The organism is Catenulispora acidiphila DSM 44928 (assembly GCF_000024025.1).
GTDB lineage: Bacteria > Actinomycetota > Actinomycetes > Streptomycetales > Catenulisporaceae > Catenulispora > Catenulispora acidiphila.
Window position 1 is genome coordinate 925,258 of record NC_013131.1, and the last position, 13,122, is coordinate 938,379.

Genomic DNA, 13,122 nt, shown 5'->3' on the forward strand with positions numbered 1-13,122 from the left:
CGCTCATCGCGGCGGGTCCAGCCGGTAGCCGACGCCGCGGACCGTCTTGATCAGCGTCGGTTCGGCGGGGACGTCCTCGACCTTCGCGCGCAGCCGCTGGACGCAGGCATCGACCAGGCGGGAGTCGCCGAGGTAGTCGTGCTCCCAGACCAGGCGCAGCAGTTGCTGGCGGGACAGCGCCTGGCCGGCGTGCCGGGACAGCTCCATCACCAGCTTCAGCTCCGTCGGGGTCAGCGGGATCGCGGTGCCGTGCTTGCTCACCGTCATCGCCGAGCGGTCCACGGTCAGGTCGCCGTAGACCGCGACGTCGCTGGTCTCGCGCTCGCCGCGGCGCAGGACCGCGCGGATGCGGGCGTCCAGGACGCGCGGCTGGACCGGTTTCACGACGTAGTCGTCGGCGCCGGACTCCAGCCCGACGACCACGTCGATGTCGTCGCTGCGGGCCGTGAGCAGGATGATCGGCAGCTGTTCGGTCCGGCGGATCTGGCGGCAGACCTCGAAGCCGTCCACGCCGGGCAGCATCACGTCCAGGACGATCAGGTCCGGACGCACGGTCTTGTAGGTGGCCAGCGCCTCCTCGCCGCTGGCGGCGACGGCGACCTGGTGGCCCTGGCGGGTCAGCGCGAGCTGGAGCGCCGTGCGGATGGCGGCGTCGTCTTCGACCAGGAGCAGGGAGGGCATGGCTCACATTCTGCCTTGACCTGGGCCGCTCTCAGGAAGTCTTCAGACAGGGGCTGTTGCACTCCTGTGACACGTCGGCGACGAAGCGCGGAAGGGCGGCGGCGAGCCTTCTAGGCATGACAGACCATGCCCCGGACGTACGCGGCCTGCGAGACGACTTCACCGAGTACGTCGCGACGCGCCGCTCGACGCTGCTGCGCGCGGCCTGCCAGCTCACCGCCAACCCCGCCGACGCCGAGGACCTGCTGCAGGAAGGCCTGGTCAAGGTGTACGGGGCGTGGCACCGCATCGCCGACAAGCGAGTGGCCCACGCCTATGTGCGGCGCACGATGTCCAACCACCAGATCTCGCAGTGGCGGCGGCACCGCGTCGAGGAGTACCCGGCCTCCGACGAACTGCCGGACTCCGCGGTGTGGGATCTGGACACCGAGCGTGTCGAGCTGCGCACCGTCCTGCACAGCGCGCTGGCGGCGTTGCCGCATCGTGACCGGCAGGTGCTGGCGCTGCGTTACTACGGTTCCTACACCGATTCGGAGATCGCCGAGCGGCTCGGGATGTCGGTCGGCACAGTGAAGTCCACCTTGTGGCGCGCGTTGAGGAAACTGCGCGAGAACGGCGCTGTGCGGACTTTGCACGCGGATCTCGTGGCGGCCTGAACGCGGCCTGAAACCGCTCTGATCGCACCCCTGATCGCCCCTGATCGCGGCACGTCGCGCGTTTGGGACCCGCAGTACCGCAGTCCCTTGTATTTCTTTGGTAAAGCCAAAACGGCGTCAATCCATAGATAACGCGATGACCTGAACGCTTTGTGTTCCCGCGCCCCACGTTGTGTGGAAGGCTGTTCGGCGAAGACTGACCGACTCACAGTTAGGGGCTAGAGGTCATGCCTCCGATAGCTCAGCGCCTTCGCGAACCGGCGGCCTTTGCGCTGCTCGCCTACGGTGCGCTCAGCACGCTGTTCAACACCATCACCTTCTTGTTCAATCCGGGTGCGAACAACAACAACGGGTTCGGGTCCAGCGGGCCGTCGTTCTCCGAGCGCGCGCTCAGCGAGGTCGGGACCCTGCTGAGCGTGGTCGTGGTGGCCGCGGTCGTCGGCGCCGTGTACCTGGCGCACGCCCCGTCGCACCTGAAGCAGGCCAAGACCCTGACCCTGGCGGCGCTGATCACCCTCGGCGTCGCGGACCTGTTCGGGGTCGTCGCGCTGTTCTCGTCGTTCGGCGCCAGCGGCCCGACCGGCTGGGACAAGACCTCCACGTTCTTCGTCTCGCTGGGCCAGATCGCCGTCGCCGGCGTCGGCACCTGGCTGGTGCTGGGCTACTTCCAGCAGCACCAGCCGGCCGCTCCGGCCGCCGGGTTCCAGCAGCAGCAGTGGGGTCCGGGACCGCAGCAGCAACAGCAGTGGCAGCAGCCGCCGGCGCAGCAGGGTCCGCCGCCGCAGCAGCAGCCGTGGGGCCCGCCGCCGCAGCAGCAGGCGCCGCAGCAGACCGGCCAGCAGCCGCCGCAGCAGCAACAGCCGCAGCCGCAGTGGGGCCAGCCGCAGCCGCAGCACGACGCGGACTCGATGATGACGCAGGCCATCCCGACGGTGCCGCCGGCGCCGCAGGGCCAGGGCCAGCAGCAGCAACAGCAGCAGCAGCAACAGCCGCCGCAGCAGGATGGCGGACTGGGGATCGGCAACTGGACGTCGGAGTGACGTCGCAGCTGTAGCGCACACCGCGAGGGCCGGCCGGAAGGCCGGCCCTTTCGCGTGCCCGGGTCCTGCGATCGGCGCGCCGGTTCGATCAGTGCGTCAGTGCGTCAGTGCGTCAGTGCGTCAGTGCGTCAGTGCGTCAATGCGTCAATGCGTCAGCGGACCGACGACCGGGACCTCGCGCAGCGGCAGCCCGTCGTGGAACGGCGCGGTGACCCCGAACGTCGACAGGTCCATGCCGCCGACCGGCACGTGCAGGTTGTTCGACAGCAGATCCAGCGGCGTGTGCGCCAGCGGGTAGAGCTGCGTGGCGCCGAGTCCGGCGGCGGCGTGCGCGGCCGGGGCGGCGGCCAGGCCGAGGCCGGACAGCGCGGCCAGGCTCAGGGCGCGCCGGGCTGCGGAGCGGGGGTTCTTGGACATGTCCGCTCCAACGACATCAGGTGCCCCGCCGTTACGACGGGGCACCCACGCGGTGACGGTTCGCGCGCTGCTCAGATCCCGATCGGGTGCCAGACGGTCTTGGTCTCCAGGAACGGCTTCACCCGCGACAGCCCCGGGTCCGCGCTCCAGTCGTAGCCCGCCGTCGGCCGCACGACCCGCTTCAGGTTCTCCGCGGCCGCGATCTCCAGGTCCCGCGCCAGCTCCGAGCCCGCCGGGACGCCGGCCAGGTCCAGGGCGTTCACGTCCAGGTGCGAGGCGAGCCAGGGCGCCAGCTCGGCGGTGCCGCCGGTCAGGATGTTGACGACGCCGCCGGGCAGGTCGGAGGTCGCCATGACCTCGCCGAGGGTGACCGCGGGCACCGCCGAGGCATCCGGCGCCACCACCACGACCGCGTTGCCGCCGACGATCGCCGGGGCGATCACGGACGTCAGCCCGAGCAGCGTCGGCGCGGCGGGGGCGAGCAGCGCCACCACGCCGGTCGGCTCCGGCGAGGAGATGTTCCAGTAGGGTCCGGCGACCGGGTTCGCCGCGCCGAGCACCTGCGAGAGCTTGTCCGACCAGCCCGCGTACCAGACCCAGCGGTCCACCGCGGCGTCCACTTGCGCGTAGGCCGTCTCCAGCGAGCCGCCCTCGACGCCGGCGATCTGCTGCGCGAACTGGTCGCGGCGCTCCTCGAGCATCTCCGCGATCCGGTAGAGGATCTGCCCGCGGTTGTAGGCGGTCGCCTTGGACCAGCCGGGCTGCGCCGCGCGGGCGGCGCGCACGGCGTCGCGCGCGTCCTTGCGGGAGGCCTGCGCCGCGTTGGCGATGAACTCACCAGTGCTCGCCGCCACGGCGTAGCTCCGTCCACTCTCCGAACGCGGGAAGGCGCCGCCGATGTAGAGCTTGTAGGTCTTGCGGACCGAGGAACGCGGCGCTGCGGGTGTGGTCGCCGGTGCCGCTGTCTCTTCCGGAACGTCCTGCGATGCCTTGGCAGCCGTGGCAGCCGTGACGGCCTTGGGCGCGCTCGCCGCCTTCACAGCCTTCACCGGCTTCACAGCCTTAGCGGTCTTCGCGGTCTTCTTCTTGGTCTCAGACATCGAGGTAAGCCTCCAGACCGTGGCGCCCGCCCTCGCGGCCGTACCCGGACTCCTTGTAGCCGCCGAAGGGCGAGGTGGGGTCGAAGCGGTTGAACGTGTTCGCCCACACCACGCCGGCCCGCATCCGCTGCGCCAGCCACAGGATCCGCGAACCCTTGTCCGTCCACACGCCGGCGGACAGGCCGTAGGCGGTGTTGTTGGCCTTCTCCACGGCCTCGGCCGGGGTCCGGAACGTCAGGACCGACAGCACCGGCCCGAAGATCTCCTCGCGGGCGATCCGGTGCGCCTGGGAGACGCCGGTGAAGATGGTCGGGGCGAAGAAGAACCCGCGCTCGGGCAGTTCGCACGGCGGCGCCCAGCGGGTCGCGCCCTCGGCCTCGCCGGCCTCGGTCAGGGTCCGGATCCGGGCCAGCTGCTCGGCGGAGTTGATGGCGCCGATGTCGGTGTTCTTGTCCAGCGGGTCGCCGACGCGCAGCGTCTTCATCCGCTCGCGCAGCCGGTCCACGACCTCCTCGGCCACCGACTCCTGCACCAGCAGCCGGGACCCGGCGCAGCAGACGTGCCCCTGGTTGAAGAAGATCCCGTCGACGATGCCCTCGATCGCCTGCTCCAGCGGGGCGTCGTCGAAGACCAGGTTCGCCGCCTTGCCGCCGAGTTCCAGCGTCACCTTCTTGGAGGTCCCGGCGACCTGCTTGGCGATCATCCGCCCGACCTCGGTGGAGCCGGTGAAGGCGACCTTGTCCACGCCCGGGTGCGAGACCAGGGCCGCGCCGGTCGCCCCGGCGCCGGTCAGGATGTTCACCACCCCCGGCGGCAGGTCCGCCTGCTGGCAGATCTCCGCGAACAGCAACGCCGTCAGCGGCGTGGTCTCCGCGGGCTTGAGCACGACGGTGTTGCCGGCCGCCAGCGCCGGCGCGACCTTCCACGCCAGCATCAGCAGCGGGAAGTTCCACGGGATGACCTGGCCGGCGACGCCGAGCGGCCTGGGATTCGGTCCGAGGTTCGCGTGGCCGAGCTTGTCGGCCCAGCCCGCGTAGTAGAAGAAGTGCGCGGCGGCCAAGGGGATGTCGACGTCGCGCGACTCCCGGATCGGCTTGCCGTTGTCCAGGGACTCCAGGACCGCCAGCTCGCGAGCCCGCTCCTGGATGATGCGGGCGATGCGGAAGATGTACTTGGCGCGCTCGGCGCCCGGCATACGCGACCAGACCTCGTCGTAGGCGCGGCGCGCGGCCGCCACGGCGCGGTCCACGTCGGCGGCGTCGGCCATCGCGACCTCGGCCAGCACCTCCTCGGTGGCCGGGTTGACCGACTTGAAGGCGCCGCCGGAGCCCTCGACGAACGCGCCGTCCACGAAGAGCCCGTAGGAGGGCTTCAGGTCGACGACCGAACGGGATTCCGGCGCGGGAGCGTAGTCAAAGATCCCCGTGAGCTGAGTGTTCGCCATGAATCAGTCCACCGTCACGTAGTCGGGGCCGGAGTACACGCCGGTGGCGAGCTTGCGGCGCTGCAGCAGCAGGTCGTTGAGCAGGCTGGAGGCGCCGAAGCGGAACCAGTCCGGGTCCAGCCAGTCCGGGCCCGCGGTCTCGTTCACCGTCACCAGGTACTTGATGGCGTCCTTGGCGGTCCGGATGCCGCCGGCCGGCTTCACGCCGACCTGCCGCCCGGTCTGCGCGCGGAAGTCGCGCACCGCCTCCAGCATCAGCAGCGTCACCGGCAGCGTGGCCGCCGGGCTCACCTTGCCGGTGGAAGTCTTGATGAAGTCGGCGCCGGACAGCATCGCCAGCCAGGAGGCCCGCATGACGTTGTCGTAGGTGGCCAGCTCGCCGGTCTCCAGGATCACCTTCAGGTGCGCGTCGTGCCCGCCGGTCTGGCACGCGGCCTTCACCGCGGCGATCTCCTCGGCCACGGCGGCGTACCGGCCGGCCAGGAAGGCACCGCGGTCGATCACCATGTCGATCTCGTCGGCGCCGGCCTCGACCGCGGCGGCGGTGTCGGCCAGCTTCACAGCCAGCGGCGCGCGTCCGCTCGGGAACGCCGTGGCCACGGCGGCGACCTTGACGCCGGAGCCGGCCAGCGCGGCCTTCGCCGTGTCCACCATGTCGCCGTAGACACAGATGGCCGCCACGCTCGGGCAGTCGGGCTGGTCGGGCTCCGGGTGCTTGCCCTTCGCGCACAACGCCCGGACCTTGCCCGGGGTGTCGGCGCCCTCCAGCGTGGTCAGGTCGACCATCCGCACGGCGAGGTCGAGCGCCTGCGCCTTCGCGGTGGTCTTGATGGATCGGGTTCCCAGCTTGGCGGCGCGGGCGTCGGCGCCCACCTGGTCCACGGGCGGCAGACCGTGGAGGAGGCGGCGCAGGCCCGCGTCGTCGAGGGCGAGTTGTGCGGTCACGGGACCAACGGTAGACGGTGGCCTCTTGCTGGTGAAATGGCAGGTCTTGCCGATCACTGATTAATCACAATCAACCAGTGGTCTCGGAGGGTGGGACGGGGGGTGGCAGAATCGGGAGTATGCGACTCAAATCCCCGGCCGCGACGGACGGCGCCACCGTGCCGCCCGCTGAGAAGCCCACCTCCTATCGCACCGTCGGATCCCTCGGGACCGGTGTGCTGCTGGTGGTCTTCGGCGCGATCTTCCTCTTCGCGTTCGGCCTCGGTTCGGACAAGCACCCGGTCGGCACCACGATCGGCCTGCTGATGGTGGTCAGCGGCGTGGTCGGCGGCCTGTACCCGGCCGCCTTCAGCCACGCCGACCGGCTCTCGATCCGCAATCCCTTCCGCCGCATCGACGTCAGCTGGCCGCGCGTGGGGTCCATCTCGGCCCGGCTGTCCACGGTCGTGCAGACAGTCGCCGAGGAGGGCAAGCCGCACAAGTTCACGGTCTGGGCGATCCCGGTCTCCATGCACGAGCGCCGCAAGAACGACCGCGTGGTCGCCAAGAAGGTGCGCAGCGCCCGCGCCGAGTCGGCGAAGCGCGCCTCGGGCAGCGGTGACATCGCCGGCAGCGCGATGGGTGCCGCCGGCTACGGCCGCCCCAAGACGCTGCGCGAGGACCCGATGGAGACCATGGCCTTCGCCGACCAGGCGGTGGTCGAGATGCGCGACCGGCAGCGGCTGTGCACGACCTCGGTGGAGAAGGCCGCGCCGACCACGGTGACCTGGACCTGGTACACGCTGGCGCCGTTCGGCGTGAGCATCGCGCTGGTCGTGGCGGCGATCGCCGGGGCGTTCTAGACGGGGGCGTTCGCCGACAGTCCGGTCAGCTGAAGACGCGCGCCGCGATGCCGTCGAGCAGGAAGTCCAGCCCGAAGGCGAAGGTCTGGTCGGCGTCCCAGTGCGTCGCGTCACGCACCACCGCCGCCAGTGCGGGGAACCGGCCCGTCGCGAACGTGCGCGTCAGGTAGGGCCCTGAGGTGGCCTGCCACTGCTCGATGTCCATGCCGGTGGCGCGCTCGGCCCGGCGCTCGGCGATCTCGCGGCGGACAGCGCCGATCACGTAGGCGTTGACCGCGCCGACCACCGGCATCACGGCGTCCACGTCGACCGCGCCCAGCCCGGCGACCACGGCGTCGCCGCTGGTCAGGGCCTGCGGACCGAGCTGCGGCCGGCCGCCGATCAGGTCGGCGAACCACTCGTGCCGGTGGACGGCCCGCCGCGTGCTCTCGGCATGCGAGCGCAGCACGTCCCGCCAGGTGTCGCCGTCGGACCGGATCTCGCCGTAGACGGCGTCGACCATCAGGTCGAGCAGCTCTTCCTTGGTGTCGATGTAGCCGTACAGCCGCATCGGCCCGACGTCCAGCGCGGCGGCTACCTTGCGCAGCGAGACCGCGCCCAAGCCGTCGGCGTCGGCGAGACGGATCGCGGCCCGCACGATGCGCTCCCGGCTCAGAGCGGTCGGCGCCGGCCGCTCCGGCGGTTCCGGCCTCTCCCACACCACCATGGCGCCGACATTACCGCGCTGGAGCTCGCGTCCTGGCGCGATACAGTGTATCGACCAATACAGTGTATCGGGAGGTTCGCCAGTGACCATCGCCATCATCGGAGCCGGCTTGGGCGGCCTCGCCCTGGCCCGCGTGCTGCACGTCAACGGCATCGAAGCCGTCGTCTACGAACGCGAGTCCTCCCGCGCCGCGCGCGGGCAGGGCGGCATGCTCGACATCCACAGCGGGACCGGGCAGCGCGCGCTGCGCGAGGCCGGTTTGATCGATCAGTTCCACGCGATAGCGCGCGGCGAAGGCCAGGACATGCGCCTGCTGGAGCCGGACGGCACGCTGCTGTGGCAGGAGGACACCCCCGACGACGCCCCGCTCGCGCGGCCCGAGGTCGACCGCGCCGACCTGCGGGGCATGCTGCTGGACTCGCTCCCCGACGGCACGGTGCGCTGGGGGCGCGCGTTCGCCTCCGCCGAGGACGGCATGGTGCGCTTCGCCGACGGCAGCAGCGCGCCCTACGACCTGCTGGTCGGCGCCGACGGCGCGGAGTCCCGGGTCCGCGCGCTGCTCACCGACGCCCGGCCGGCGCACACCGGCCAGAACATCGTCGAGCTCGGCATCCCCGACATCGACCGCACGCACCCTGATCTCGCGGCGATGGTCGGGCGCGGCAACTACTGGGTGCTCGGCGACGGGCAGTCCCTGGGGGCGCAGCGCAACGGCGACGGCCGCGTGCGGGTCTACGCCAGCTTCCACCCCACCCCCGCGGACTGGTTCGCGACCAGCGGGATCCCGTTCGACGACCCGGCTGCCGCCCGCGAGCGGCTGCTCGAGCTGTTCAGCGGATGGCACGCGAAATTCAGGGCCCTGATCGCAGCCTGCGACGACACCGTCCAGCCGCGGCCGCTCACCACGCTTCCGGTCGGCCTGACCTGGCCGTCGAAGCCCGGCATCACGCTGCTCGGCGACGCCGCGCACCTGATGCCGCCGGTGGGGCAGGGCGCCAACATGGCGCTGCTCGACGGCGCGCTGCTCGCCTTGGCGTTGGCTTCGCACCCGGACGATTTCTCGGCTGCGGTCAAGGACTACGAGACCGAGATGTTCGAACGCTCCGCCAAGGTCGGGCAGATGTCCGCGCGGATGCAGGAGATGGTGACGGCTCCGGACGCGGCGCGGAGGATGCTCGCGTTCTTCCAACCCGGCTGAGACCGGACGCAATTGTGCAGAGCTAGGGCGGCCGATCGGGTGATCGGCCGCCCTCGTACTGGAAAACGCTCTGCTGAAAGCCCTCTGCGAAGCCCTAAGCGAACTGCCCGAACCACTCGTCCAGCTCGGCGCGCACCGCCGCGATCCGCTCCACCACCGGCGCCCGGTCCGCCGCCGCGCGGTCGCCGAGCTCGATGTAGCACTTGAGCTTCGGCTCGGTCCCGCTCGGCCGCACCGCGATCCAGCCGCCGTCCAGCGCCAGTCGCAGACCCTGCTCCGGCGGGAGCGGCTTGCCGTCGGCGGACAGATCGCCGACCTCGGTGACCGGGACGCCGCCGAGGTCGCTCGGCGGGTTCTGGCGCAGCGTGCGCATCATGGTCTGGATCTGGTCGGGGTCGTTGCTGCGGATCGACAGCTGCGTGGTGACCAGGTTGCCGGTGATCCGGTCGACCTCGGCGAGGTAGTCCAGCAGCGTCCGGCCGTCCGCCTTCAGGGCGGCGACCATCACCGCGGTGGTCAGCGCGGCGGTGATGCCGTCCTTGTCCCTCACGTGCGAGGGGTCGACGCAGTAGCCGATCGCCTCCTCGTAGCCGAAGGCGAGGTCCGGGACCTTGGACAGCCACTTGAAGCCGGTCAGGGTCCTGGCGTAGTCGACCGCTGCGTCGGCGGCGATCGCGGCCAGGCCTTCGGAGGAGACGATGGAGGTCGCGAAGGTTCCGCGGCGTCCCGTGGTCGCCAGGTAGTGGCCGAGCAGCAGTCCGACGTCGTCCCCGGACAGCCGTCGCCAGCCGCTCGGCGCCGCCTTGTCCGGGACCGCCAGCGCCATGCGGTCGGCGTCGGGGTCGTTGGCGATGATGACGTCCGCGCCGTGCTCCGCCGCGAGGGCGAACGCCAGGTCCAGCGCGCCGGGCTCCTCCGGGTTCGGGAAGGAGACCGTCGGGAAGTCCGGATCCGGCTTCTGCTGCTCGGGAACGCTGATCGGCTCGCGGAATCCGGCGTTCGTCAGGACCCTGCGGAACAGCTCGAAGCCGACGCCGTGCATGGCGGTGTAGACGTAGGTGAGGTCCAGGTTCGGAGCGTCCGGCAGCAGCTGCGCGGAGCGTGCGATGTAGGCCTCGATCACGTCCTCCGGCACGGCCTCGACGTCCTCGACCGCGCCGCGCGGCACGTCCGCCAGCGCCCCGACCGCGTCGATCTTCGCGGCGATCAGGGTGTCGTTCGGCGTCGTGATCTGCGAGCCGTCGCCGAGGTAGACCTTGTAGCCGTTGTCCCGCGCCGGATTGTGGCTCGCGGTGACCATCACGCCGGCCTTGGCGCCGAGCGCGAGCACGCTGTAGGCGAGCATCGGCGTCGGCAGCTCGCGCGGCATCAGGTAGGGCCGGTGCCCGGCGCCGAGCATGACCTCGGCGGTGTCCTCGGCGAAGCGCCGGGAGTTGTGCCGGGCGTCGTAGCCGATCGCCACGACCTGGCCGGTGCCGTGCTCCTCGGTCACGAACGCGGCGAGCCCGGCGGCGGCGCGCAGCACCGTCACGCGGTTCATCCGGTTCGGGCCCGCGCCGAGTTCGCCCCGCAGCCCGGCGGTGCCGAACTGCAGACGGCCGTCGAAGCGGTCCTCCAGGTAGCCGTAGGCCACCGAGTCGCCGGACTCGGCCGCCTCGAGCAGGTCGCTCAGCTCGGTGCGGGTCGCCGGGTCCGGGTCCTCGGCGAGCCAGGCGCGGGCGGCGGCGAACAGCGCTTCGCTGATCGCGGTGCCCGTAGTGGTGCTGTGGTCGGTGCTCTGCGTCATCGCGTCCCCTTCCGGGCCGGTCAGATCTTCTCGACGATGCCCTGCAGCAACGTCCCCAGAGACGCCGCCGACGCCGCGCCGGTCTCCATGACCTCGGTGTGCGACAGCGGCTCGCCGGTCATGCCGGCGGCGAGGTTCGTCACCAGGGAGATACCCATGACCTCGGCGCCAGCCTCGCGCGCCGCGATCGCCTCCAGCGCCGTGGACATGCCGACCAGGTCGGCGCCCCACCCGCGGAACATCCGGATCTCAGCCGGCGTCTCGAAATGCGGCCCGCGCAGCGCCAGGTAGACGCCCTCGGCCAGCGACGGATCGACCGTGCGGGCCAGGACGCGCAGCCGTTCGGAGTACAGATCGGTGAGGTCCACGAACCGCGCGCCGACGATCGGGGACTCACTCTGCAGGTTCAGGTGGTCGCTGATCAGCACCGGCTGCCCGGCGTGCATGTCGGCCCGCAGCCCGCCGCACCCATTGGTGAGCACGACGGTCTTCACCCCATTGGCCACCGCGGTCCGCACACCGTGCACCACAGAGGCGACACCACGACCCTCGTACAGATGCGTGCGCCCAAGGAACACCAGCACCTTGTTACCGCCGACCGTCACCGACGCCACCTTGCCCGCATGCCCGACAACCGTGGAAGCCGCGAACCCGGGCAGCGCATCAACCGGCGACTCCCAGTCCAACGTCCCCAGCGCATCAGCGGCCTCGGCCCACCCGGAGCCCATGACCACGGCGACATCATGCCGCCCCGTAAGCTCGCTCAACCTGCCGGCAGCCGACTCGGCCAGCGCGTAGGGATCCTGGAAAGCGTCTGAACTGTTCGTCACCTGGTGAGCGTACAGCGCGCCGTCCGCATACGGCGGCGGGGCGGCCGGACGCCGCGAGCCGCGCGATCAGACCGCCGCGAACCCCGGAGCGGGCTCCTCGCCGAGCGGCGCGGGCAGGGCCGAGATCACCGGGGCGTCGGCGCGCAGGTGGCGGACCTGGGAGGACATGAAGGTCAGTCCGGTCGCTGCGATGATCACTCCGCCGGCGCCGAGTTGGACCGCCTTGGTGCCGACCGCGTTGGAGGCTGGGCCGGCGATCAGGTCGCCGAGGGGGGAGGCGCTCAGGGAGCCCAGGGCGTCGTAGGAGTAGACGCGGGCCAGCTTGTCCTGCGGGATGTGGCGGGTCAGGGCCACGGTCCACAGGATCATGAAGTACTCGCCGGAGAAGCCTGCCACCACCGACACCACGGAGATCGCCCACAGCGGCCCGCCGAGGCCCATCACCACGGGTGGGAGGGCGAAGGTGAAGGTGAGGATGGTGCCGACGAACATCGGGCGCTTCACCTGGTAGACCAGGCCGGCGACGCCGCCGAGCAGGATGCCCAGGCCGTCGCAGCTGACGATGGTCGCCCACGCGCCGGCGCCGCCGAGGCGGGCCTTGGCCACCTCCGGGCCGAGCACCAGGAAGCCGCCGAACCAGCCGGCCAGGACTGCGGCGTAGCAGGCGATGACCGCCCACAGCCAGGTGCGGGAGCGCACCTCGACCCAGCCCTCGCGCAGCTCGTGCACCATGCCGGGCGCCTTCTCGGCGACTCGCTCCAGGGCGGTGACGGTGATGCGGAACAGCGGCAGCGTGCCGATCAGGAGCAGCCCGGCGTCCAGGCCCATGGCCCAGCCCGGTCCGAAGACGGAGACCAGCACGCCGCCGAGCGCGGCGCCGATCATCAGCGTCGAGGACTGTGCCAGCCGGGAGAGCGAGGACGCGGCCTGCATCTTCTCCTCGTGCACCAGTCGTGGTATCAGCGACTGGGAGGAGGGATAGAACAGTGCGCCGCCGGTCCCCATGAGCACCGCGGCGACCAGCAGGTTCCAAGTGTTCGCGGCGTGCGTGAACATCATCAGCGCGGCCAGACCCTCGCCCGCGGCGGCGGCGAAGTTGGCGGCCATCATCACCCGCTGCGGCCGGAACCGGTCCGCCAGCACCCCGCCGACCAGCGTGAACACCAGCATCGGCGCCAGCTGCGCGGCCAGCACGAAGGAGACCGCGGCGGCGTTCCCGTCGGGGTGCGCGGCGGAGCGGGTGACCTCGAGCACGGCGAAGGACAGCGCGACGGACGAGATGCCGGTCGCCGAGGTGGACAGCAGGCGTTCGAACAACACCAGCCGGAACTGGCTGACGCGCAGAACGGTGAGGGATTCGCGGAAGGTCTCCTTCAGAGACTGCGATTCCGCTACCTGGCTGATTGAGGGCGCGTCCGCCGCGAAGTCCTGGGCGGGGTTGCTCACGGTTATCTACCTGGTTTCTGAACTGGTCGCT

Annotated in this window: 13 protein-coding genes; 4 read left to right on the forward strand and 9 right to left on the reverse strand. The window is 71.2% G+C overall.

All coding sequences use genetic code 11. The features are described 5' to 3' along the window. Positions 1–3: 3 nt before the first annotated feature. Entirely contained in the window at positions 4–681 is a 678-nt protein-coding gene (locus tag CACI_RS03915; RefSeq protein WP_012785023.1) for a response regulator transcription factor, read from the reverse strand. Between the two features lie 116 nt (positions 682–797). Here CACI_RS03915 and CACI_RS03920 point away from each other — a divergent pair, with 116 nt between their 5' ends. Both CACI_RS03920 and CACI_RS45065 read left to right on the forward strand, forming a co-directional pair. Further along, positions 798–1,337, forward strand: coding sequence for a SigE family RNA polymerase sigma factor (locus tag CACI_RS03920; RefSeq protein ID WP_012785024.1), 540 nt, complete (start codon positions 798–800; stop codon positions 1,335–1,337). A gap of 227 nt (positions 1,338–1,564) precedes the next feature. Further along, complete coding sequence (locus CACI_RS45065; protein ID WP_012785025.1) at positions 1,565–2,377, forward strand: hypothetical protein; 813 nt, start codon at positions 1,565–1,567, stop codon at positions 2,375–2,377. A 144-nt stretch (positions 2,378–2,521) separates the two neighbouring features. Here CACI_RS45065 and CACI_RS03930 read toward each other — a convergent pair whose 3' ends face one another. From CACI_RS03930 to deoC, 4 genes are all read right to left on the reverse strand, one after another. Further along, complete coding sequence (locus CACI_RS03930) at positions 2,522–2,794, reverse strand: hypothetical protein (protein ID WP_012785026.1); 273 nt, start codon at positions 2,792–2,794, stop codon at positions 2,522–2,524. A gap of 71 nt (positions 2,795–2,865) precedes the next feature. Next, complete coding sequence (locus tag CACI_RS03935) at positions 2,866–3,894, reverse strand: aldehyde dehydrogenase family protein (RefSeq protein WP_012785027.1); 1,029 nt, start codon at positions 3,892–3,894, stop codon at positions 2,866–2,868. After that, positions 3,887–5,314 (reverse strand): aldehyde dehydrogenase family protein, encoded by a 1,428-nt coding sequence (locus CACI_RS03940; RefSeq protein ID WP_041541109.1) that lies wholly within the window; start codon positions 5,312–5,314, stop codon positions 3,887–3,889. The genes CACI_RS03935 and CACI_RS03940 overlap by 8 nt, the downstream gene beginning before the upstream one ends. A 27-nt stretch (positions 5,315–5,341) precedes the next feature. Then, complete coding sequence (gene deoC / locus CACI_RS03945; RefSeq protein WP_012785029.1) at positions 5,342–6,283, reverse strand: deoxyribose-phosphate aldolase; 942 nt, start codon at positions 6,281–6,283, stop codon at positions 5,342–5,344. Between the two features lie 119 nt (positions 6,284–6,402). Between deoC and CACI_RS03950 the strand changes: the two genes are divergently transcribed. After that, positions 6,403–7,125 (forward strand): hypothetical protein, encoded by a 723-nt coding sequence (locus tag CACI_RS03950; RefSeq protein WP_012785030.1) that lies wholly within the window; start codon positions 6,403–6,405, stop codon positions 7,123–7,125. A 25-nt stretch (positions 7,126–7,150) separates the two neighbouring features. On the opposite strand, the gene CACI_RS03955 is transcribed toward CACI_RS03950, so the two are convergent. Further along, positions 7,151–7,831, reverse strand: coding sequence for a TetR/AcrR family transcriptional regulator (locus CACI_RS03955; protein WP_012785031.1), 681 nt, complete (start codon positions 7,829–7,831; stop codon positions 7,151–7,153). Positions 7,832–7,913: 82 nt separating this feature from the next. Between CACI_RS03955 and CACI_RS03960 the strand changes: the two genes are divergently transcribed. Next, the gene (locus tag CACI_RS03960; protein ID WP_012785032.1) at positions 7,914–9,029 is read left to right on the forward strand and encodes an FAD-dependent oxidoreductase; all 1,116 of its coding nucleotides are present in this window, start codon (positions 7,914–7,916) and stop codon (positions 9,027–9,029) included. Positions 9,030–9,123: 94 nt separating this feature from the next. Here the strand turns inward: CACI_RS03960 and CACI_RS03965 are convergent, their stop codons facing one another. The 3 genes from CACI_RS03965 to CACI_RS03975 form a co-directional block, all read right to left on the reverse strand. Then, complete coding sequence (locus CACI_RS03965; protein ID WP_012785033.1) at positions 9,124–10,815, reverse strand: phospho-sugar mutase; 1,692 nt, start codon at positions 10,813–10,815, stop codon at positions 9,124–9,126. Between the two features lie 20 nt (positions 10,816–10,835). After that, the gene (locus CACI_RS03970) at positions 10,836–11,645 is read right to left on the reverse strand and encodes a purine-nucleoside phosphorylase (protein WP_012785034.1); all 810 of its coding nucleotides are present in this window, start codon (positions 11,643–11,645) and stop codon (positions 10,836–10,838) included. A gap of 66 nt (positions 11,646–11,711) precedes the next feature. Further along, on the reverse strand, positions 11,712–13,091 hold the full coding sequence (locus CACI_RS03975) for an MFS transporter (protein ID WP_012785035.1): 1,380 nt from the start codon (positions 13,089–13,091) through the stop codon (positions 11,712–11,714). Positions 13,092–13,122 lie beyond the last annotated feature (31 nt).

Bases quoted from the DNA above. Each gene is read 5' to 3' on its own strand.
- CACI_RS03955 (WP_012785031.1), bottom strand. From the start codon at position 7,831: ATGGTGGTGTGGGAGAGGCCGGAACCGCCGGAGCGGCCGGCGCCGACC.
- CACI_RS03915 (WP_012785023.1), bottom strand. From the start codon at position 681: ATGCCCTCCCTGCTCCTGGTCGAAGACGACGCCGCCATCCGCACGGCG.
- CACI_RS45065 (WP_012785025.1), top strand. From the start codon at position 1,565: ATGCCTCCGATAGCTCAGCGCCTTCGCGAACCGGCGGCCTTTGCGCTG.
- CACI_RS03930 (WP_012785026.1), bottom strand. From the start codon at position 2,794: ATGTCCAAGAACCCCCGCTCCGCAGCCCGGCGCGCCCTGAGCCTGGCC.
- CACI_RS03935 (WP_012785027.1), bottom strand. From the start codon at position 3,894: ATGTCTGAGACCAAGAAGAAGACCGCGAAGACCGCTAAGGCTGTGAAG.
- CACI_RS03965 (WP_012785033.1), bottom strand. From the start codon at position 10,815: ATGACGCAGAGCACCGACCACAGCACCACTACGGGCACCGCGATCAGC.
- CACI_RS03920 (WP_012785024.1), top strand. From the start codon at position 798: ATGACAGACCATGCCCCGGACGTACGCGGCCTGCGAGACGACTTCACC.
- CACI_RS03950 (WP_012785030.1), top strand. From the start codon at position 6,403: ATGCGACTCAAATCCCCGGCCGCGACGGACGGCGCCACCGTGCCGCCC.